This is a genomic window from Rhizobium sp. P1_C7, assembly GCF_056406295.1.
In genome coordinates this window covers 147,367-168,458 of the sequence record NZ_JBFUAL010000010.1, presented here as the reverse complement: position 1 = coordinate 168,458, position 21,092 = coordinate 147,367, and the positions used below count along the sequence as shown (strand labels likewise).

23 protein-coding genes are annotated in these 21,092 nt (G+C 59.4%); 16 read left to right on the top strand and 7 right to left on the bottom strand.

The genetic code is table 11. The features are described 5' to 3' along the window. Positions 1 to 15 precede the first annotated feature (15 nt). Positions 16 to 2,292 (bottom strand): 4Fe-4S binding protein, encoded by a 2,277-nt coding sequence (locus tag AC1D2R_RS17685; protein WP_477968859.1) that lies wholly within the window; start codon positions 2,290 to 2,292, stop codon positions 16 to 18. Between the two features lie 140 nt (positions 2,293 to 2,432). On the opposite strand from AC1D2R_RS17685, the gene AC1D2R_RS17680 reads away from it, so the two are divergent. Further along, positions 2,433 to 3,263, top strand: a complete 831-nt coding sequence (locus tag AC1D2R_RS17680) for a ferritin-like domain-containing protein (protein ID WP_477968857.1) — start codon at positions 2,433 to 2,435, stop codon at positions 3,261 to 3,263. A gap of 23 nt (positions 3,264 to 3,286) precedes the next feature. Here AC1D2R_RS17680 and AC1D2R_RS17675 read toward each other — a convergent pair whose 3' ends face one another. The 3 genes from AC1D2R_RS17675 to AC1D2R_RS17665 all read right to left on the bottom strand — a co-directional run bounded on the left by AC1D2R_RS17675 (position 3,287) and on the right by AC1D2R_RS17665 (position 4,754). Next, complete coding sequence (locus tag AC1D2R_RS17675; RefSeq protein WP_477968855.1) at positions 3,287 to 3,448, bottom strand: twin-arginine translocase TatA/TatE family subunit; 162 nt, start codon at positions 3,446 to 3,448, stop codon at positions 3,287 to 3,289. Positions 3,449 to 4,103: 655 nt separating this feature from the next. Further along, positions 4,104 to 4,595 (bottom strand): hypothetical protein, encoded by a 492-nt coding sequence (locus tag AC1D2R_RS17670; RefSeq protein WP_477968853.1) that lies wholly within the window; start codon positions 4,593 to 4,595, stop codon positions 4,104 to 4,106. 3 nt (positions 4,596 to 4,598) lie between these two features. Continuing rightward, positions 4,599 to 4,754, bottom strand: a complete 156-nt coding sequence (locus AC1D2R_RS17665; protein WP_196246804.1) for a hypothetical protein — start codon at positions 4,752 to 4,754, stop codon at positions 4,599 to 4,601. Between the two features lie 97 nt (positions 4,755 to 4,851). Here AC1D2R_RS17665 and AC1D2R_RS17660 point away from each other — a divergent pair, with 97 nt between their 5' ends. The 6 genes from AC1D2R_RS17660 (at position 4,852) to AC1D2R_RS17635 (ending at position 10,335) form a co-directional block, all read left to right on the top strand. After that, positions 4,852 to 5,400: a cytochrome c oxidase subunit 3 gene (locus AC1D2R_RS17660; RefSeq protein WP_477968851.1), complete on the top strand. Its 549-nt coding sequence runs from the start codon at positions 4,852 to 4,854 to the stop codon at positions 5,398 to 5,400. Further along, positions 5,397 to 5,693, top strand: coding sequence for a cytochrome C oxidase subunit IV family protein (locus AC1D2R_RS17655; RefSeq protein ID WP_477968849.1), 297 nt, complete (start codon positions 5,397 to 5,399; stop codon positions 5,691 to 5,693). Before AC1D2R_RS17660 ends, AC1D2R_RS17655 begins: the two co-directional genes overlap by 4 nt. A gap of 100 nt (positions 5,694 to 5,793) precedes the next feature. Beyond that, positions 5,794 to 6,246 (top strand): c-type cytochrome, encoded by a 453-nt coding sequence (locus AC1D2R_RS17650; RefSeq protein WP_477968847.1) that lies wholly within the window; start codon positions 5,794 to 5,796, stop codon positions 6,244 to 6,246. 19 nt (positions 6,247 to 6,265) lie between these two features. Continuing rightward, positions 6,266 to 7,606, top strand: a complete 1,341-nt coding sequence (locus AC1D2R_RS17645) for a cbb3-type cytochrome c oxidase subunit I (protein WP_477968845.1) — start codon at positions 6,266 to 6,268, stop codon at positions 7,604 to 7,606. Between the two features lie 22 nt (positions 7,607 to 7,628). Then, a complete protein-coding gene (locus AC1D2R_RS17640) occupies positions 7,629 to 8,441 on the top strand; it encodes an AAA family ATPase (RefSeq protein WP_477968844.1) in 813 nt (270 codons plus the stop codon). Between the two features lie 7 nt (positions 8,442 to 8,448). Next, on the top strand, positions 8,449 to 10,335 hold the full coding sequence (locus AC1D2R_RS17635) for a nitric oxide reductase activation protein NorD (RefSeq protein WP_477968842.1): 1,887 nt from the start codon (positions 8,449 to 8,451) through the stop codon (positions 10,333 to 10,335). A 198-nt stretch (positions 10,336 to 10,533) separates the two neighbouring features. On the opposite strand, the gene hemN is transcribed toward AC1D2R_RS17635, so the two are convergent. After that, positions 10,534 to 11,883, bottom strand: a complete 1,350-nt coding sequence (gene hemN / locus AC1D2R_RS17630) for an oxygen-independent coproporphyrinogen III oxidase (RefSeq protein ID WP_477968840.1) — start codon at positions 11,881 to 11,883, stop codon at positions 10,534 to 10,536. Between the two features lie 215 nt (positions 11,884 to 12,098). Here hemN and AC1D2R_RS17625 point away from each other — a divergent pair, with 215 nt between their 5' ends. The 5 genes from AC1D2R_RS17625 to AC1D2R_RS17605 are packed head-to-tail and all read left to right on the top strand — an operon-like array spanning position 12,099 to position 14,898. Continuing rightward, the gene (locus tag AC1D2R_RS17625) at positions 12,099 to 12,383 is read left to right on the top strand and encodes a DUF2249 domain-containing protein (protein ID WP_477968838.1); all 285 of its coding nucleotides are present in this window, start codon (positions 12,099 to 12,101) and stop codon (positions 12,381 to 12,383) included. A 15-nt stretch (positions 12,384 to 12,398) separates the two neighbouring features. After that, on the top strand, positions 12,399 to 13,751 hold the full coding sequence (locus AC1D2R_RS17620) for a hypothetical protein (protein ID WP_477968836.1): 1,353 nt from the start codon (positions 12,399 to 12,401) through the stop codon (positions 13,749 to 13,751). A 5-nt stretch (positions 13,752 to 13,756) separates the two neighbouring features. Further along, positions 13,757 to 14,284, top strand: coding sequence for a DUF2249 domain-containing protein (locus tag AC1D2R_RS17615; protein ID WP_477968834.1), 528 nt, complete (start codon positions 13,757 to 13,759; stop codon positions 14,282 to 14,284). Next, on the top strand, positions 14,271 to 14,576 hold the full coding sequence (locus tag AC1D2R_RS17610) for a metal-sulfur cluster assembly factor (protein WP_477968832.1): 306 nt from the start codon (positions 14,271 to 14,273) through the stop codon (positions 14,574 to 14,576). The genes AC1D2R_RS17615 and AC1D2R_RS17610 overlap by 14 nt, the downstream gene beginning before the upstream one ends. 37 nt (positions 14,577 to 14,613) lie before the next feature. Beyond that, on the top strand, positions 14,614 to 14,898 hold the full coding sequence (locus tag AC1D2R_RS17605; RefSeq protein ID WP_477968830.1) for a DUF6522 family protein: 285 nt from the start codon (positions 14,614 to 14,616) through the stop codon (positions 14,896 to 14,898). Between the two features lie 332 nt (positions 14,899 to 15,230). Here the strand turns inward: AC1D2R_RS17605 and AC1D2R_RS17600 are convergent, their stop codons facing one another. Both AC1D2R_RS17600 and AC1D2R_RS17595 read right to left on the bottom strand, forming a co-directional pair. Then, complete coding sequence (locus AC1D2R_RS17600; protein ID WP_477968828.1) at positions 15,231 to 15,767, bottom strand: putative immunity protein; 537 nt, start codon at positions 15,765 to 15,767, stop codon at positions 15,231 to 15,233. Positions 15,768 to 16,081: 314 nt separating this feature from the next. After that, on the bottom strand, positions 16,082 to 17,296 hold the full coding sequence (locus tag AC1D2R_RS17595; RefSeq protein ID WP_477968827.1) for an NnrS family protein: 1,215 nt from the start codon (positions 17,294 to 17,296) through the stop codon (positions 16,082 to 16,084). A 201-nt stretch (positions 17,297 to 17,497) separates the two neighbouring features. Between AC1D2R_RS17595 and nirK the strand changes: the two genes are divergently transcribed. The 4 genes from nirK to AC1D2R_RS17575 all read left to right on the top strand — a co-directional run bounded on the left by nirK (position 17,498) and on the right by AC1D2R_RS17575 (position 20,923). Continuing rightward, entirely contained in the window at positions 17,498 to 18,649 is a 1,152-nt protein-coding gene (nirK, locus tag AC1D2R_RS17590) for a copper-containing nitrite reductase (RefSeq protein WP_477968825.1), read from the top strand. Positions 18,650 to 18,724: 75 nt separating this feature from the next. Beyond that, positions 18,725 to 19,687 carry an SUMF1/EgtB/PvdO family nonheme iron enzyme gene (locus AC1D2R_RS17585; RefSeq protein ID WP_477968823.1) on the top strand — a complete coding sequence of 321 codons (963 nt, stop codon included), beginning with the start codon at positions 18,725 to 18,727 and terminating at the stop codon, positions 19,685 to 19,687. Then, entirely contained in the window at positions 19,677 to 20,372 is a 696-nt protein-coding gene (locus tag AC1D2R_RS17580) for a Crp/Fnr family transcriptional regulator (RefSeq protein WP_477968821.1), read from the top strand. Before AC1D2R_RS17585 ends, AC1D2R_RS17580 begins: the two co-directional genes overlap by 11 nt. A gap of 140 nt (positions 20,373 to 20,512) precedes the next feature. Continuing rightward, a complete protein-coding gene (locus AC1D2R_RS17575) occupies positions 20,513 to 20,923 on the top strand; it encodes a YbaN family protein (protein WP_477968819.1) in 411 nt (136 codons plus the stop codon). Positions 20,924 to 21,092: the final 169 nt, after the last annotated feature.

Below are 21,092 nucleotides of genomic sequence, written 5' to 3'. Positions count from 1 at the left end.
TCCAATGTGAACATGTCAGGCCGGATGATCCGACGAGATTTCGGTTTTCTTGATAGGGGCGCCCCTGTAGGTCACTTCGACCTTCTGCTTCTTCGCAGGTGTCTCGCCCCTCGATTCAGGCGTCGAAAGCGCCATGAATTTCTCGCGCTTGAGCCGCACCTGGATCATGTGCGGGCAGCGCTGGTCGTCCTGATAAAGTTCCTGGCAATGCATGCAGTAGATGCATTCATTGACGTTGATCTGCCCTTCCGGATGGATTGCCTGAACTGGACACTCCTTGGAACAGCGCTGACAGGGAGAGCCGCATTCCGGCCACCGCTTGAGCCATTCGAACATCCTGATCCGACCCGGTATGGCCAGCGCCGCACCCAGCGGACACAGGTACCTGCAGTAGAAACGTTCGACGAAGAGACCTGCGACAAGCAGGGAGAGCGCAAACAGTACGAAGGGCCACTGGCGTGCGAATTTAAGAATGATCGCCGTCTTGAATGGCTCGATCTCGGAGAGTTGCTCTGCCAGAGCCATCGAGTAGAACGAGACACCGAACAGCCCGAGGAAAATGATGTACTTCACAGGCCAGAGGCGCTCATGAAGTCCCCATGGAAGCTTGATCTGAGGCACACCAAGTTTCTTGCCGAGGGAGTTGGTGATTTCCTGCAACGCACCGAAAGGGCACAGCCACCCGCAGAACGGGCCCCTCCCCCAGAACAGGAGTGCGGCCGCCCCCGCTGCCCAAAGCAGAAATATCAGAGGTGCGGCCAGGAAGAACTGCCAGTTGAAGCCCGAGACGACGGCATTCGCAAAGGTGAGGACGTTCACGACGGAAAGCTGTGCGTTCGCGTACCAGCCGAGCCAGACAAGCGTGAACAGAAGGAATCCCGTGCGAACGTAACCGAACAGCTTGGGCCTGCGCACCAGCCAGTCCTGGAAGAAGAAGATCCCGGTCAATGTGAGTACGGCGGCCAGGGTAACGGCGATCTTTGTTCTGCCTGCCTGCCAGATCGTGATCCAAAGCTCATTGTCGAGATCGCTTCCAGCGGCCTCGACAGGCGCGTCCTGAGACGGTGGCGCAGTTGCCGACGGCTCCGTCTGGTTCACCCGGTCAGTCTTCACATAGATGTCCGGCAGCGAGTATCCGATGTTGTAAGGCAGCACCGCCTTCTGCGTGCCCATCGTGCGCTGGACCAGTAGCTGAAGTTCGAAAGGCGCCGTCACGTCGAAGGTGAAATCCTTTGGCACCAGGAAAAGCGCTATTTCGCGCAGCTTCGGCGCGCCAGGGGCCGCGAGCGTCGGAATACGCGTATGGTCATGATCGTGGAAACGGACTCCCTGCCCGTCTTGAAGAAGTTCGATCCTGTCGAAAATTCCGCCTCTGACGTAGCCCGAGCCCTTGAACGAGTAGGCTCCGTCTCCCGCGACCAAAATCGCCGATTGGTCGGGTTTCAAACGGCTGCGCAGCCGGTCGTAGAGGGCGTCGCCCAGAAGGCTTCTGCCGATGACTGGAACGCTGACTGGGGCGACGTAGAGATCGATGAACCGTTCAGTGTCAGGTGCCGTCTCAGGATTGTTTGCGGCTGCATCCAGCTTGGCCGCCCGGAACGCCTCTGAAACCTCCCCGACGGTCAGACGCAGGCTCCGGATGGAGCCGTCTCCGACAAGCGTCTGCCAGTCCTCGTCGCCGGACTTCATACTATCAACCCTGCGTATGTCCACCATGGCCGGCGTTTTGGCGGCTTGCTCATTGTCCAGCCGGTGTGACCGAATAAGTTTGACCGCCGAGCGAACGACGCTGTCTCCCATGACCAGGACCGTCACCGTGGCACCGCTGACGATGTCGACCTGGGGCGGGCGGTCAAGGCCCGCGGCGACCCGTCCTAGATCCTTGCCGATGATCGAATTGAGCGCCGCGACCACCCGACCTTGCGGAATCCCGATCAGCACGATCGGCTCCTTGTGGTCTACAAGCTTGATTCCGCGGACAATTCCTGCAGATGTGATGCCAACCACGATATGGATGGGCTTGCCGGAATAGCCGGTCGACGCCGTAAAATCTGAATTAAGGTAAGCGTAGCCGAGCGGCGCGCCGTCTCGAAGAACCGGTGCGATTGGCGGCTCCCCTTGTGACGGGCCGAAGGAGTCGGCGCCCACGAAAAGCTCGGACGGCTGGACTTTCTGGAGATAGCTCGAAAGCTGGTCGCCTGCGTGGGCTGAAAGCGGCAAAAACAGCGCGGCCAGCGATACGAACAGTGCCCAGACCCACGATCGAGTGAGGAAAGTTGAAGGTGATGGCATGTCCCGGCGCGTCCCGTCGTTGGCGGTCAAGGTCGGGACAATAGTCGCCGGGCAACAGACACTCTTTGATGCTTATCAAACTCGAACCTGATCGTTCTGATATCCCTTGGCATCGAAACGGTGCCCGAGTGGAGGACAAGATGACGAACCTGATAAGAGAGCCAGCGCCGATCAATTCGATTGCCGCGCTGCTCGCCACGGCGAGGGCGATGGAACTGGAGGCAATCGAGAGCTACGAAGCGTTGGCGCAGCAGATGATGAGGGCGGAGAAGCCAGAGCTCGTGTCAGTCTTTCAAAGGCTCGCTGCCGAGGAGCGTCAACACCTCGCCTCCGTGGAGGACTGGCGCGATCAGGCCGAGGTCGCAAGCGAAGGTGTACCCGTCGTCTCGGAGGACGTGTTTGACGAGGAAGGGATGGATCTGGCGGACCCCGAACTCGTCTGCGCCTACCGAGCCTTCTCCGTGGCAGTCCGCAACGAAGAACGTGCGTTCCTGTTCTGGACATACATCTCCGCCCACGCTCCCACCGGGGAAATAAGCCAGGCTGCAGAGCGCATGGCGAGAGAGGAGCTGGGGCACATCTCAACCCTTCGCCGCGAGCGCCGGCTCGCCTTCCACTTGCAAAGACAGAGGAGCGGTCCAGGGTCCATCTCAATTGCACGCCTTGAGCGATTGCTCGAGCTCGCTCTTCAACGGCTGATACAGAACGACCGTCCAGGCTCCGAGAAATTGGCTGCTTTCGCACAGCAGGCATGGGAGCGCGCCGCGATGTCGGGGGACCGCATACTCGACTTCGATCGACCCGCGAACGTCGCGGGCATGTCGACCATGGCACTGACGGAGGCTCTTTTGGACTTCCACCTGGTCGAGGCCGAGCGTTCAAGAGATGAACAAGACCGAAATCGGGCACAGCTATTTGCGGGGCAGCTCGTTGCGACCCTTGTGGCCTTGCGACAGGAGACGGCGAGATAGAACTCCTGCCGCGCCGTCGTAGGTCAAGCGCGAGCGTTGTCGTCCTTCTCGTCTTCGACGCCCTTTTTGAACGCACGAATGCCATGGGCGAGATCGCCCATCAACTCCGGGATCTTGCCCTTCCCGAAGAACAACAGGACCACCACCAGGACTATCAGCCAATGCCATGCGCTGAACGAACCCATTTCGAAGACTCCACTACCGCTCTTTTTGAATCGTACACTCTCGGGCGGGTCGAAAGTGGCCCGACCATAGCGAGGTGCACCCACAACTCGTTGAGGTAGCGCAATCAAGTCGACGCTTGCGAAGATCATGAGCGGGGCGATGTCTGGTCGTCGCGGACACGACGCCCCCTCAGCCCAAAGACGTCCGCTCGCGCCAGTACGCGAGCGTTATTTACAAGCAGTTGAGAGACTTCGAAAACATTTGTCAGGGTGACGCCCTGTCCCCGCACGCCTGACTGAGCGGGATAGCAGGGCCTCGCGGCCCGCCTGTTCCTACCTGCCGAGGCTTCCCGGTTTACACCCGCCCGGAAGCAATCCAGCGCCCAGGATCGTTGCAAGTGGCGCGCCGATCCGTGGGATTGCACCATGCGGATCATGTCAGGCAAGCTTCGAGAGCAACCGCGGCAGTCCATGGGCTGGGGGACAGTCCGAACTGACACAACTCGCTGCCTTCGCCTCGAGCGCAAGACAAAACGACATCAGCGGGCAGATGCGCAACGTGGCACGAGCCATGACTCCCGAGGAAATCGACGTGGCCTGCAAAATACAATGCTAGCAAGCCGCCACCAGACCCTCGCGGCGGAATAGCCCGCCTCGCCGGCGCAGCGTCTTTCAATCACGCCGGCTCGGTCTGCGCGATGCTGATTTCCTGGCGATCACCATCATCGGCCATCGCCCTTTTGATCAGGTTCATGATCTCACGCTCGGATCGAATGTGTCGACGCATGGAGCCGAAGAACGAGCGAAGTTGATATCCCACGGCATCCCAGGAAAACACACATGTTCCCTCACGCAGAGACACGAGCGTTTCGACGACCTCCTGTGCGGCGTCGTGGTCAAGGAGCCGACTTGATCGACGACGTTCGTCTGCTTGCGCCAACGCGTCACCGTTCATGATCAGGCCGAGCCCCGTAGAAACCAGTCGTTCCTCAAGTTGATGGCTGGTGACGAGGAGAGGTAAGAGTCCGACCGTAATTGTTTCGCAAAGTCTCTCTTCGACATGGCAGGGCAGAAAGTCTGCGATCGCCTCGAGAAGGTCGCACCATGCGATGAGCTGGCCGTAGCAGGCCTCAAGCTCCGAAAGAATGTCAGGTCTCAGATTTTTCATATCCTACCTTTGCAAGAACAGGCTGGCAGCAATCGCGATGGCTGCGATGACGGCGGACACGACGCCGGTTCTTTGGAGGACGCCCATGCGGTAGAGCGTTATCGCGAACACAACGATCACTGGGGTCGCTATCGAAAGTCCTATCTGTGCGTCCGTCATCTGGGTCTCCTATCGCCGTGACTATAGGAAGGTCGAACGAGGTGTTCTTTGCGATCAATCAAAGACGGGATGCCGCCACGTAAATAGTTTCGCGGTCATGACGGCGATCACTTCGACAGAAAAAGATACTCGCGCGGTCGAGCCATCCGACGACGACCTGCTCACCTGGATTCTGGCGTGGAGCGAGCTTGTTGCATTCGCAGCCCTTCTGACGGCATTTGTCGTTGCGTCCTGGCTGCAGCCTGGAGAATTTTCAGCCGGCAAGGCCAGGCTCCATCCAATCCTTCCGGTTATCAACACGTCTGTCCTGCTGGTGAGCGGCTGGTCTGCCGCGGTGGCGGCAAACTCGAGCGGACTTCGACAGCGACTGGGGCTGCTGGCTTCGTCGTTTGGAGGCTTCGTGTTCTTCGGCTTGAAGATCTACGAATACCGGCTGGAGGGAGCCTCGCTTGTTTCAACTGACGCCTTCGCCCAGCTCTACATCCTTCTCACTGGCTTTCATCTGGCTCATGTCGCCTTTGGATCGCTCGTGCTCCTGCTCGTGGCCAAATTCCCGTCGCCCCAGAACGTGCACCTGATCACGACACTCTGGCACGTGATCGACATTGTTTGGCTTGTGATGTTTCCAGTGGTCTATTTGCTATGAACAAGACAAGACAGCTCACGGCCAATCCGCAACGCGCGCTGTTCTACCTGTTGATCCTGACCTTCAGCATCTTCGCGGTTTGCGTGCTCCTTCCCAACACATCTGCGAAGCCGGCCGTGACGGTCGTGGCCGCGGCGCTCGCCCTTTTGAAAGTGCGTCTTGTCGCCCTCGACTTCCTCGGACTTCGACTGAAGCGCTCACGAACGAGACCGGCATTGATCGCCTGGGCGGCCGCCGTGCTTCTGATCGCCTTGATGAAGGTCTTCGTATCTTCGGCTGTCTTTGCGAATTGACAAAGAGCCGTTTGGCGATTTCGGCCATCTAGAACATCCCGGGCCAGTGGCTCGGTTCCGACGTCACGGCGTATCCGCCACTGACACGAAAGGACAATCGATGGCTGAACGCCTAACAAAAACCGCGGCCCGAAACGTGTTCTACGGCGGGTCGGCTTTCTTCTTCGCGATCTTCGTGGGCCTCACAGCCCACAGCCATTACTATATTCGAACCGTTTCCACCGACGAGACCACGCTTACGGAAGGCGTGGCGAGAGGCAAACACATCTGGGAGAAAAACTCCTGTATCAACTGCCATACGCTGGACGGCGAAGGCGCCTACTTCGCCCCCGAACTCTCCAACGTGTGGATTCGCTGGGGAGGAGACAAGGATCCCTCCAGTGGGCGCGACGCGCTGCATGCCTGGATGGCCGCGCAGCCTTCCGGGATCGAGGGCCGGAGGCAGATGCCTCAATTCAACCTGACCGACCAAGAAGTGGACGATCTCGCGGACTTCCTCGAATGGGTCAGCAAGATGAAGACGCAGAATTGGCCGCCAAACCAAGCCGGCTGAGGGGCGAGAGGATTAACCAATGAAATACAAGACTCAAAGCGTCGCCATGCTCTATTTCTACGGAACACTCGGCCTTTTCATGGCGCAACTCCTGTTCGGCGTGTTGGCCGGCACGATCTACGTCCTACCGAACACCCTGTCCGTCGAGCTGCCGTTCAACATCGTTCGTATGATCCATACGAACGCACTCATCGTCTGGCTGCTCATGGGCTTCATGGGCACGACCTACTTCCTTCTTCCGGAAGAGTGCGAGACGGAACTCTACAGCCGGAAACTCGCTATCGCCCAGTTCTGGATCTTCCTCGTGGCCGCAGCGGTGGCTGTTGTCGGCTACCTCTTCCATATTCACGAGGGGCGCGAATTCCTTGAGCAGCCGTTTGCCATCAAGGTCGGCATCGTCATCGTTGCGCTGATGTTCCTCTTCAACGTCACCATGACCGCGCTGAAGGGACGAAAGACGACGATCACCAACATTTTGCTGTTCGGTCTCTGGGGCGTGGCGATCTTCTTCCTCTTCGCCTTCTACAACCCGATCAATCTGGCTCTGGACAAGATGTACTGGTGGTACGTGGTGCATCTTTGGGTCGAAGGCGTCTGGGAACTGATCATGGCGTCGGTTCTTGCCTTCCTGATGATCAAGCTCAACGGCATCGATCGGGAAGTCGTCGAAAAGTGGCTCTATGTCATCATCGGCCTTGCTCTGTTCTCTGGCATCCTCGGCACGGGCCACCACTATTACTGGATCGGTGCTCCCGGATACTGGCAGTGGATCGGCTCTCTCTTCTCGACGCTGGAAGTCGCTCCCTTCTTCACCATGGTCGCCTTCACCTTCGTCATGACATGGCGCGCAGGAAGAAAGCATGAGAATAAGGCCGCGCTCCTCTGGTCGATCGGCTGCTCGGTCATGGCCTTCTTCGGCGCGGGCGTCTGGGGCTTCCTGCACACGCTTTCGTCGGTGAATTACTACACCCACGGAACGCAGGTTACCGCGGCGCACGGCCACCTCGCCTTCTTCGGCGCCTATGTGATGCTGAACCTCGCCGCGATGGCCTACGCGATACCGCAGATCAAGGGCCGCGCTCCTTACAACCAGTGGCTCTCGATCACGAGTTTCTGGGTCATGTGCGGCGCCATGTCGGTCATGACCTTCGCGCTCACCTTCGCTGGCATCATCCAGGTGCATCTGCAAAGAGTGCTCGGCCAATCGTACATGGACGTCCAAGACCAGCTCAGCATGTTCTACTGGGTCAGACTTGGCTCCGGCATCTTCGTGTTCATAAGCGCAATCATGTTCATCTGGTCGGTGCTTGTCCCCGGTCGGGTGCGCGTCCCCAATGCAATAGCCCAGCCCGCCGAATAGGCGGGCTCCCTGGAGATCCGACATGACGATAGCTATCAAATCAGCGCTTGATCCAAGCGCCGAAATCCCGCACTACACCAGCCAAGGTAACGAATGCGCCCTTTTCGAAAGCGCATGGACACGACAACTCCCGGTCCTTCTTAAAGGGCCGACAGGGTGCGGAAAGACCAGATTCGTCCATCACATGGCCGCCCGTCTTGGCCTCCCGGTTTCAACTGTATCCTGCCACGACGACCTCACCGCGGCCGACCTGACAGGTCGATATCTGCTGAAGGGCGGCGAAACCGTATGGGTCGATGGGCCGTTGACTCGCGCTGTACGCAACGGCGGCGTCTGCTACCTGGATGAAATCGTCGAGGCACGCAAGGACGTGGCCGTCGTTCTCCATCCGTTGACCGACGACCGCCGAATCCTTCCGCTCGAGAGAACTGGCGAACTTCTTGAGGCCAAACCGGGCTTCATGGTCGTCGTCTCCTACAACCCAGGCTACCAGAACCTGATGAAGGCACTGAAGCCTAGCACCAGGCAGCGTTTCGTATCCATCGAGTTCGATTTTCTTCCGCGAGATCGGGAGATCATGACGATCTCGCTCGAAAGCGGACTGCAGGAAAGCAAGGTGGCGCCACTCGTCGATCTTGCGCGTCGTCTCCGGGTCCTCAAGGGGCAAGATCTCGAAGAGGGTGTGTCCACACGCCTGCTCATCTACTGCGCGACCCTGATCGATGCAGGATTGCCGACCGCCGAGGCCGTGCGGGCGGCGATCATCGAACCACTCACGGACGAGCCTGATGTTAAAGCCGCCCTGGTGGAAATCGCCAAGGCGACGTTTGGATAGGTGAATCATGCTCGAATTTCTGGAACTTGAAGAGACGGTGGGGCGCGCGTGGCACCGCTTTGTCGGCGACACCAGCTCCTGGCCGAGACATCCGGCACATGCCGTACACCTGGCCGAAATCAAGTCTCAACTCGCTGTCTGCTTTCGTGCATTCGGCGGCGGCTCGACCTTGCAGATCCAGAAATCACGACAGAAGACGTCCCTACATCGGCTACGGCTCCGACAGGTGGTCGGCCTCGGCGAGGAGCGGAGCGACCACCCGACGTGGGACGGTTCCACCATTCACCTTCCGGCAGTCATCGACATGTTCGAGGATCGCTCGCTCAACAGGGAGCTCTTTTTCTGGCTCGCCGCATACATCGCGGTCGCCCTTTCTTCGGAACCGACGGCAAGTGATCCAGCGCTTGCCGACATCGCCAGAATTGAAGCAGGTCGCAGAAACTCCGCTCGCGTCGTCGCGATTTTTCCCGGCATGAGAGAGCGATACGCGCGTCTCACCCATGCCATGCTCGCCTGCCGCACACGCGGCAAGCTTCCAAGCGTCGAACGTCGCATCGAGGAGTTCGTCCGCACCGCGCTTTCCTTTCCTCTCGAGCACCCCCTCCCCAATAATTTGCGACCTGCGATCCATGCAGCACCTGCAGGTTACCTCCCGATGCTGTCTCTTCCGATCTGGCCGGATTTCGCCGGAAAGGGGGAGTGTGAGCCGTCCGATCGTGACGACCTCCCGTCGGAAGGCAACGGCGGCAAAGCCAATAGATCGTCACATGAGGCCAAACGAAAGAAAGACACCAGCGACAGGAAGCGTGATCCGTTCATTTTGAACCGCTTCGAGAAAATCCTCGCTATGGCGGAAATGGTCAACGTCGATCGTCCCACGGACGACCGGGAGGACGAAGACAGCAGTGCCGCCGAAGAACTTGACGACATTACTCTGAGCGAGACGAAGGAGCGGCCAAAGTCGAGGTTCCATTTCGATTTGGATCTTTCACCAGAAGCGTTCGATCCATCGCGGATAACGGCAGAATTGACGTACCCAGAATGGAACTATCGAAAGCGGGAGTACCTGCAGGACCATTGCCGGGTCGTCGTTGGAGTTGCATCGGAAGAAGAAGAGAAGTCGATCGCAACCGATCAGGCAGTCGTCCGCAAAGTCAGGCGTCAGTTCGAAACGTTGCGGCCGAAGCGAGAAATCCGCAGAGCTCAGTTGGATGGCGATGAACTCGACGTCGAAGCTGTCGTTCGCGCGCGCGTCGATCTGGTCGCAACCGGCCAACCAGACGACCGAATTTACGAATGCGCCCGCCCCGCCGCACACGAGCTGGCAACGTCCATATTGGTCGACGTGTCGCTGTCCACCGACTCGTGGGTCGATAACAGACGGGTTCTCGACGTGGAGATTCAGGCGCTGGACGTATTCGCACGCGGTCTCGACGCCTGCGGCGATCAGTTTTCAATCAACACATTCACGTCCCGTCGTCGAGACTGGATCCGCATCGACACAGTCAAGGGCTTCGGCGAGAGGTTTTCGCCAACCGTCGCAAGGCGCATCACCAATCTGAAGCCGGGCTACTACACCCGCATGGGAGCGGCCATCCGTCATACATCGAACGAGCTCGACAAGCAGGGTGCACGAAAACGCCTGCTGTTGATCCTGACCGATGGAAAGCCGAACGACGTCGACCACTACGAGGGCAGGTTCGCCCTTGAGGATTGCCGAAAGGCGGTCATGGAGGCGCGCGGCAGGGGACAAGCTGTCTTCGCCGTCACCGTCGATCACAATGCGGGCGACTACCTTCCGGCCATCTTCGGCCGGGCAGGATTCGCCCTCGTGTCGGACATTGCCAAGCTTCCTAGCGCACTTCCGGCGATTTATCGCAATTTGACGAAATGAGGGCGTCAGACCAACGCGCAAATCCCGAAGATTGCACGACCGCAGAAGTGGGTCGCCAGGATGGAAGCGCCAGGCGGGCATGGCGAGTGACTACGTCCAAGACGCGATCCTTGGCCTGCAATCAAAGGGCCGAGCGCGCGTCCTGCGTCCGGATACCGAAGCAGGCACGCCGGGGATTTTGTTCCCTGGCGTCGTCGCTTACGCGGCCTTGCTATGAGTCCTACCTGACGACCCGAAGTAGGCGTCGAACGCCGCTGCGACTGCGCGAACCATGAAGCGCGAGTCCTGGGACACCGTGACCCGGCCATCGTTGATGGTTGCGACGCCGTCGGCCACGAGGTCCAGCAGCCGCTCGTTCCTTTCCAGCAGGAAACGGACATCGTAACCTGCATCCTCGCTCAGTTTTGACAGGTCAACCTCGAAATCGCACATAAGACGTTCGATGACTTTGGCCCGAAGCTTGTCTTCGTCGGTGAGAACGTATCCCTTTGCAGTTGGGAGAACTCCCGACGTGACCAATTCCGCATACCGACCGATCGCCACATGGTTCTGGTAGTACCCGGATGGCAAACGACCGATCGCCGAGGCGCCGAGGCCAATCAAGGTGTCGCACTCGTCAGTCGTATAGCCTTGGAAGTTTCTGCGAAGTGCGCCGGAGTGGGAAGCGATCGCGAGCTGATCACCAGGAAGAGCGAAGTGGTCGAGGCCAATTCGGACGTAGCCCACGGCTACAAGCTCGTCGGCGATCGCCTCTGCTTGCTCGTTGCGCTGGCGTGCGTCGGGAAGCGCAGACTCGTCGATCAGGCGTTGGTGTTTCTTGAAGGCGGGGATGTGCGCATAGCCAAAGACCGCAAATCGTTCGGGTCTCAATTCCGTGGCGAGCTTGACGGTCGATATGCAGGATTCGACGGTCTGGTGCGGAAGCCCGTAGATCAGGTCGAAGTTGATGCTCGACGCGCCGTAGGCGCGCAGCCCTGCGACAGCCGCCTGGGTTTGCTCGAAGGTCTGTAGCCGGTTGATCGCCCGCTGGACGACTGGATCGAAGCTCTGCACGCCGAGGCTTGCGCGATTGACGCCATTTTCTCCCAGCGCCTCGATCATTGCGGGCAATAGCGTTCGCGGATCGATTTCGACTGCCACGCTCGCCTCGTCCTCGAACTGGAACGCGCTCCGGAGCTTTCGCATCAGTGCAGAGAATTCCTCTGGCTTCATGATGGTCGGTGTGCCACCCCCGAAATGGACGTTCTTCACCGGCAGGGTATTTCCCGCGGCAAACGAAACAAGCTCTATCTCCTGGTTCATGACTTCCAGGTAGTCCAGTACCGGCGCGTCCTGCCTCGTTATGGTGGTGTGACAGCCGCAGTACCAGCACATTGAGCGGCAGAATGGAACGTGGAGATAGAGGGAGACAGGCCCGGATTGAGCCGCGGTCGCAAGGCCGTTGGCGTAATCGTCAGGTCCAACGGCGCCTGAAAAGGCGGGTGCGGTTGGGTAGCTGGTGTAGCGCGGAAGGCGCGCGTCGCCGTACTTGGCAACCAAATCTGACATCTTGGCATCCTTCATAAAGGTCATGATGTCTTATGGCGGCGATCGGATCGAGGTTCCTTGTCCTAAATCAATTACGGGGGCCTGCTGCGAATTCATTGATATTTGTTCGTCGTCAAAGTCGGGCCAATCGATGCCGCCTATCGTAGGCTCATGACATGTGGACGAGCCGCGGTCCTGTCAGTTGTCAAGCCTGCGGCAAAAGGAACCAACCGAAAATGACCGACGCGCAAACGACCCCCGCCGAAGCACCGCATATCGATGTCCGGATCCTCCCGCACGCCGAACGTCACGCCCGCATCTTTGGAACCCTCGGTACCCTGACGCCGGGCGGCGCTCTCTTTATCACAAGCGACCACGAGCCCCGCCCGCTGCACTACCAGCTTGAGACGTCGTTCCCTGGGAAGTTTGCCTGGGAGTATCTCGAACAGGGTCCCGAGGTCTGGCGCGTCGAGATCACCCGGCTGGATTCCGGCTGCGACTGCTGCTGCGGCAGCCACTAGAAGTGGAGAAGCGCGATGATGCCCGTGGGCACCACACTGTCGCGTTGGACAATGGCCTATTTCGGCGCGGCGCTATTCTTTTTGCTCCTTGCCGAGGGTCTGCTTTCGGTCGGGGCCTGGACGCCTTCGTCGGACGTCACTGAACCCCATGCGCTTATCGTCGTGCATTCCATGACCATAGGTTGGCTCGGTCTCTTGATGATAGGTGCACTCTTGCAGTTCGCACCTGTCCTCACGGGTCTGAGCCTGCCGTCCGATCGATTGGACGCACCGTGCCTGGCGGGCTTCGTCGTTGGCCTGGGCCTTCTGTTCTTCGGCTTCCATTTGATCGATGCCGGATCGGATGCTGCAGGACCGATGATGATACTGGCGTCGCTGACGCTCGGAGGCGCCATCCTGTCAATCGGTGCAGTCCTGTTCATCGTCCTATGGCACGGTAGAAAGGTTCATTCGGCATCTCCGCTCGTCCTCATCGGCATCGCGTGTCTCATGATAACCGCCGCTCTCGGGGTCCTGTTCGCGGCAACCATTTCCGGTGTCGTCGGAGCGTCCGGCGTGGTGGAATTCGTGACGAATGCAGTGCCTTTCCACGCAACCTTTGGGCTGTTCGGGTGGATGACCTTCGCCGCGATCGGCGTCAGCTACAAGCTGCTTCCGATGTTCCTCCTCTCCGATGAAATGAAAAAATCGGCTGTTGTCCGTCGATCCGGACTAGTGGGGACCTCTATGCTGGCAATCGCTCTGTTCTGCGCCGTGTTCTACTCCGGCGTCGCAGGTCTCGTCTTCCTGGCAGCAGCGACTATCTTTCAACTCACGATCGCTGCATACCTTGCGGAGCTGTTCAGAACATATCGCGCGCGGCACCGTAGAGAGCTGGAACTCAACACTTCGGGCTCGCTACCCGCATTCGTCCTTCTCGGGGTCTCGGTCCCGATGCTTCCTATCGCCCTTGTGCTCCACGCCGGGTCTGAGACCTTTGCCGCAATTGCCTACCTGTTCGTCTTTGGCTGGCTTACCGGTCTGGGCCTCGCGCAGCTTCTGAAGATTGTACCTTTCCTGACGTGGATCGAAGCATTTGGTCCTCTCCTGGGTCGTAGGCCCACGCCTCGCCTGGGGGATCTTGTAGCCGGTCGCCGCGCCGCTAGGTGGTTGGGTATGTTCTACTTCGCAGTCATTGCGGCGGCGGCTTCGATCGCTTTAAAGTCAGATCCGGGCTTTCAAATGGCCGTCATAATTCAGACCGTGGCAACTGCCGCCCTAACCCTGGAGCTTGCGCTCGCACGATCGCTCTCACACGTGGCGGCAGCCACCAAGACAGCACCATTTAAACAGCCGGCGCTATTTGTAGCCGCGAACACAAAGAGGTAACGCCAATGGTTCAGCTTCGTGAACTCGATGTTCGACAGATCCTGCGTGATGGTGGGATGCCCTTTCAACTGATCATGGACACCTTCGCAAGCCTCGGTCCGGGAGAGGGCGTGAGACTGCACGCGACATTTGAACCGGTTCCACTAATCCGGCAGCTGGAACAGCGCGGCTTTGAACACGTTACCAAACGCGTGGCGGACGACGACTGGGAGATCGAATTTGTTCCGCGCGCGGCGCTTGAAGAACCAGAAACTGCGGCGCCAGAGACGGAGGCGATCTGGCCAGATCCCACTTGGAACCTTGACCTGACTGATCTTGCACCTCCCGAACCAATGGAGCGAATTCTGTCGCGACTGGAGACCATGAGCAGCGGCGAGGTACTCTTCGCCCTCTTGAACCGCGAGCCGGTGTTCCTATTCAATGAGTTGAAGGAACGTGGACACGAATGGATCGGAAACTTCGACGATACAGGAAAAGTCTATCGGATCATGATCAGAGCGACGCCTTTGGATACGACCAATGACCAGTCCTGATTTGACCCAAGACATCGTTCTCGATGCGCTTCGTGGGATCGAGGACCCAGAGGTCGGCACCGGAATAGTCGATCTTGGACTCGTATACGGCGTCGACATTGATGAGAACGGGGTAGTGACGATCAAGATGACGACCACCACGCGCTTCTGTCCGGCCTCTGGCTTCATTGTAGATGCCGTCAGAACACGGATCGAACAGATCGACTGCGTCACCGAGGTCGTTGTCGACCTGGTGTATGATCCTCCATGGTCGCCGGAGATGTCGGCCTTGTTCTCGCTGGAGCCGTTATGACTCGGATCGATCCAGCATCTGTTGGAGAGGTGGAACTGTGAAAATTGATCTCGACTCTCCGACCGTCGACGCGTCGCACTTGGCCGCGTGCTTCGGCCTCGAACCCGAAACGCTCCGAAAATACATGAGCCAGGGTCTTGTCCGCAGTAGGGTCGAGGTCGGTAAGGGCGAAGACAGCGGACGGTCTCGCCTGACTGTTCGGTTCGGCAACCGGATATGGATCGCAGTCGTGGGCGCTGATGGCAGCGTTCTGAGCGAAGAGACGAGGTTCGTCGCTTCATCGACCTCCCGCCAGGCTGTGGACCCGACGGGAGCAGAGTGACACGCGCTTCCCCAAGAAAGGTCTTTGCCGCCATGGCCTTGCGCAATCTCCAACGCTATCCGCCGCGAGCCATTGCAAACGGCGCATCGAAGAAGGTGGTTGTTGATTGGCCGGCCCCCGAGCAACTTGCCATTCAAATGGTTCGATATCGGAAATCGGAAAGCGTTTAGTGCAACCAGCGGATTGAAGCGGACGCTTGGTACCCGACCAAGGGCGTCCGCACGGGCTCGGGAAGAGTGGCGCGGCCCTGCCCCGTTTGCAGACGTTCGGAAGGTCGCGGGAGGGCGGAAAGTGAACTTTGGCTTCGTGCGGACCAGCATTCCCTTCCAAGATCATCGCAAAGACTCGTCCAAATGACGGATCAATTCTCCGACCCGCCCACCGCCCGACGGGGCCCCCGGATAACGCCTTAGGACGGCCACCACCACGCAATGAGCAAGGATCCGCGACTGCGCGATGCAATCAGCTCCGACGGTGGGGTCGCTGCCGGCGGAGAGTTCGAACGCTCGAGCGGCATGAGCGGCCGACCCGAGGATATGCTTGACCTGAGTCGCTTTCGCCAGGGGGTGGAGGAACGCCGCACCGGCGGCGGCAAGCGCCGCGCGCGCCGCGTCGCTCGCGGCAGCCTGGCCTGCATCGCGGGCTTCCTGGGCCGCCCGCTGCGCTGCCCATGCGCTGTCACGTAGCGCTTTGGTACGCTCGGCGCCATCCGCGAAGGCCTGCGCCGCGTCTATCGCGGCTCGTGGGCGCGGATCGTCAGGGCGTTCCCGTTCGAAGAGCGCCAAGGCCGGCCGCGCGCACGCCACCGCGAAGCCAGTGACCGCGCGCAGTTCGTACCGGCTGAGTTCGATCATCGTGTCGTCCGCCATGGCGCCATCCTTTCGCACATGCGAAGAAATCTCAATGGGGTTCGGATCAACCGGCGGTCATGGCTGCCGCCGCGCAGCCCTGACCAAAGGTTAGCGGATTGCCTCCAGCATCTGGTGCCTGCGCGCCGCAGCCAGCGGCAGGCGCGGCGTTGCGGGTGCGCGGGACTTGTCGCGCAGCAAGCGCCGTTCCTATCGGCGAGGAGCAACGCGCGCTGAAGCTGAGCCAATTAATCTACGAAAAGTTGACGTCGGACATTGGTATTAGCGAATGGTTGAGGGACGCGCGACCAAAGTACTGCAGCCGCGCGCGGGTTTCAATTTCCCTTAGCTCCCAAGGGTTTCCTTTCCCGGCACAGGAACGGCGCGTGCTCATGGATGAACATACAGAACGCCACTGTCCAGCCGATCGCTGACGCGACCAATATTTCGGTGCTGAGCGACGGCACCAGCTCGGCGGTCGGCCGAAGAAGGGCGACTGCGCCCAACACGATATAGGAAGAGTTGGTGAATCGGCTCGACTTTACTTTCCGTCCTGTATGTCCGCGCGTGGCCCTCGTCATGACCGCCAGCATCATGAGAGAGATTGCTCCGATGGCAAATACGTGAAGAACGGCCACCTGGGGCATTCCGATTGAGCCCAGGCTCACGGCAGCGAATCCGAGGGGCACGAAAGCGTAAGCGGCATGGAGCACGAAAAGGATCGGTTCTTGCCAGACGTTCCATCCGCGCCAACGATAGAGCCTGATCCCGTTCATCGCCGCTGCAATAGCTGCGCAAAGGCCGGTCAGAACCGCTTCCGGGGCGATGGCCCATGCGGCCAATGCGATGGCGCCGACGATGATCGTTGCGGCATCGTAGCGGTTGTAGGGAACCGGAAATTCTGTTCGGCCGAACTGGTTCAGCCAGTTCCGCGTGAAACTTGGAAGGATTCGTCCGCCCACGATCGTCACCAGCAGTACATAAGCTCCGAGGCCGAGACGGGTGGGCAGCTCGGGGTTCTGCCCCGAAATCACCTCCATATGAAAGATCACATTTGCGGTTGAAAGAACCACGAGTCCCGCGATCACTTTCAGGTCTTTCCATTTCTTGCCAGCGACAACCTCCCGTGTACACAGGACAAGCATTGCCGGCAGAAAGAGGCAGTCGACTGCGACGGCTGGGACCACCCCGATCGACGTGCTGGCCAGCATGGCTATTCGGCCCGCGCACCATACGGAAAAGAGTACCGCAAGAGGGCGTCCCGAAATCGGCAGTCTGCCGGTCCAGTTTGGGATTGCCGTGAGCAGGAAGCCGGCCAGGATCGCGGGCGCAAAACCGAAGATCATCTCATGGGCATGCCAGTAGAGGGTCCCGTACTCGGTTGCGAGCGGAATTCCAAAGGAAAGGAAGGCGGCCCATAAATCGATGCTGACGATCGCCCACAATGCCGACGCCAGGAAGAATGGACGGAACCCGTAGGAAAAGAGGACAAGCCCGGAACGCGACATTCCACGCGGAACACGTTCGTCCCTTCCCATTGTCTTCTGCATGATCAGTGTCTCCAGTTTGATCACACAGCAATGCCGGGTTTCAAGACAACAGTCGTTGAGATTACGCAAAGAAGCACCGTTGAACTTTGCGCTGCCACAAATTGTGAGTTTGCGCCAAATCAAAGAGTGACACCGGGGTTCTACTATTTTCCACTTCGACCGGGCGGCGTTCGCTCCGTCTTCGACTTCAGGAGAGTGGAAATGACCAGTAACATGCAAATGACCCGGCGCACGATGCTGACTGGCGCTGCTGTCGCCGGAGCACTAACGCCAATCATCGTCGCCACCAATGCAGCGAAGGCTGACGACGCGCATTCGATGGAAGCGCTCAAGGCTCACAAGAGCGCCGTCGACGTTTCGAAGCTCCCTCGCGAGAAGGTTGAGCTTATAAAGCCGCCGTTCGTGCATGCGCACGATCAGATCGCCAAGGGCGGACCCAGGATCAAGGAATTCACGCTCACCATCCAGGAGAAGAAGATGGTGCTCGACAAGGAAGGGACCGAGGTCAACGCGATGACGTTCGACGGTTCGGTGCCAGGCCCGCTGATGGTGGTCCACCAGGACGACTATGTGGAGCTTACGCTTGTGAACCCCGAAACCAATACCATGCAGCACAACATCGACTTCCATGCTGCGACCGGCGGACTTGGCGGCGGCGCCCTGACCGTCGTCAACCCTGGCGAGAGCACGGTTCTTCGCTTCAAGGCGACGAAGGCAGGCGTCTTCGTGTACCACTGCGCACCTCCCGGAATGGTGCCGTGGCACGTCACCTCGGGCATGAACGGCGCGATCATGGTGCTGCCGCGCGAGGGGCTCGCCGATGGCCATGGGAAGCCGATCGTCTACGACAAGGTCTACTACGTTGGCGAGCAGGATTTCTACATTCCGCGGGACGAAACCGGTCAATTCAAGAAGTACGACAGCCCCGGCGAAGCATACGAGGACACCGTCGCCGTGATGAAGACGCTGACCCCCACGCACATCGTCTTCAATGGCGCCGTCGGCGCGCTGACCGGCGAGAATGCAATGACCGCCAAGGTCGGCGAAACTGTCCTGATCATTCATTCGCAGGCCAATCGCGACACGCGTCCGCACCTTATCGGCGGTCACGGCGAGTACGTGTGGGCGACCGGCAAGTTCCAGAACGTGCCGGACATCGATCAGGAAACCTGGTTCATACCGGGCGGAACGGCGGGCGCGGCGGTCTACACCTTCGCCCAGCCGGGCATCTACGCCTACGTGAACCACAACCTCATCGAGGCGTTCGAACTCGGCGCCGCGGCCCACTTCAAGGTCACCGGCGAGTGGAATGACGACCTCATGACTTCGGTCAGAGCGCCATCGGCAAGTTGATCGGCGGCGGGGGAGGTGCGCGGGCTGAGGTGGCCCGCSCACCACTATTAGAAAGGCGCCACGTGCGTAAGAACCATGGCTCGCAACGCTGCGACTGATGCCGTTTCCGACATATCCATCGCGATCCCTTTAGCCCTGCTTGCGATACTTTCGGGAGCAGTCGCGGTGGAATCCGGGTTCGTTGCGGTGAGCAAGCCGATCCCGACCATCGCCTCGCCCGAGCTCGTGACCGTGGCGCCTGGCGTCTTTGCTTATCGCGAAGCGACCGAATATTTTCGAAACGGCCTTGCAATCGACGCTCCCAAACGGGATGTTGCGATGAGCACGCCCCTGGACATAATGAAGTTTCAGACCACCCTCGCCGAGTACAACCGCTGCGTGGCCGATGATGTCTGCGCGGCCGCGGAGGGAAGAGACAGCCTCTTGCGAGAAGATGTTCCTGTGACCGGCGTCAGCTACGACGACGCCGTTCAGTATGCAACGTGGCTGTCGAAGCGCACGGGAGAGGAGTGGCGCCTGCCGACGGATTTCGAACTCGCTTATGCTGCGGCCGACCGCTTTCCCGACGACGCGCTTGGCATCGACATGAACGACAAGAATCCCGCGACGCGATGGTTGGCGGACTACGAGCGCGAGGCGCGCCGTGCCGCCGCGACCGACCCGCGGCCACAGGCGAGAGGGTCGTTTGGAATCAGCCGAACGGGGCTCGTCGATTTCGCCGGCAATGTCTGGGAATGGACGACGACGTGCAACAAGCGCATCGACATTGGAAGTCCGTCGAAAGCCGAGGAACCTGATCGTGGGGACTGCGGCATCATGATCGCGTCCGGCAAGCATCGGGCCCCCATGAGCAGCTTTGTCCGAAATCCCAAGGGCGGCGGTTGTTCCGTCGGGAGCCCTCCCGATAATCTCGGCTTTCGCTTGGTTCGAAGACACTCTATCCTTGAGAGCGCCGAATATTTCGCGCGCAAAGCAGCAGCAGGCATCTTTGGCACATTCGCAAGTGGCCCAAAGGATCGGAGCAACGATGAAGGTTGATCGAACAATTTTGAAGTCGTTGCCGCTCTTCGAGCGAGTGACGGACGCTGACCTTGATTCGATGCTAGAGCATGCCGTGCCACGTCGCGTCGCCCAGGGCGATGCCGTATTCGAGCAAGGTGCGCAGGCGAAATCATTCTTCCTGTTGCTTCATGGGCGGCTGAAGGTCACCCAAGTCACCCACGATGGACAACAGATTATCGTCCGGATGGTGCATCCGGGTGATCTGTTCGGTTTTGCCATGGCTCTCCGGCGGCCGGATTATCCGGGCACGGCGCGGGCCGCAGCCGAAAGCCTTATCATCGGCTGGCCGACAGAGATGTGGTCTCGTTTCGTCGAGCAGAACCCGCGTCTCGCCACGACAGCGATGCAAACGATCGGGCAGCGGCTCGAGGAGGCGCACACCAGGATCCGCGAGATGTCCACCGAGGAAGTTGAAAAGCGAGTGGCCCATGCGGTACTGCGCCTGTCAAAACAGGCAGGACGCGCCGTCGAAGAGGGAATCCGCATCGACTTTCCGATTTCAAGGCAGGACATCGCCGAAATGACCGGGACGACGCTTCACACGGTGTCGCGTATCCTGAGCGCCTGGGAGTCAAAAGGCATCGTGGAAGGGGGACGGCAGAAGCTCACCGTGACTGACTCTCCACGACTTCTGAAGCTTGCCGACGGCGATCGGGAGTAGCACGACGTGCTCGCGATGCCCGCCTTCAGGCTCCATGACAACGAGGCCCGGACGACTTCAAAAAAGCCGTTACAAACCTAGGAATCATGAAGGTCTCCTCCATCTCGTTCCTGGACAACCGACACCACCTTCTTTGATGCATGTCAAAGAAGAAGTTCTCTTTGAGCCATAGAGACGATGAGAAACTTGGAGCACTGATGCGCAGCTTGATGATCGCTTTGGCTTGGGCGTCAGTGGCCCTTGGGGTAGCTGGGGTCGTCCTCCCTCTACTGCCGACCACCCCATTTTTAATTCTGTCCGCCGCCATCTTTGCGCGCACGTCGCCACGCTTCGAGACCTGGCTGGTGTCACACCCTACCCTGGGCGGTCCCATCCGATCATGGCGGGAACGGCAAGCGGTCCCGCGCAGGGCGAAGCTCGCTGCAATCATTGCCATGTCGGCGAATTTCCTCTTCCTGTTCTGGCTCGCCCCTGGCGTGGTGACGCTCACGATAGTCGCCGCCGTGATGAGTTTATGCGCAGCCTTCATCGTCACGCGGCCATCAGCCTAACGACAGGGGAAGTCATCACGGACTTAACACGCCGCCCGGGCACTTGCCCATCTTGCGACGCGGTCCTTCAAGTACGCCGGAGAGAATATCGTCTGCATCGACTCCTCTGCCCAATCGTTCAATCAGGGTGACGAGGTGATCGAGCGCGTGCTCGAAAACGAAGTTCTTA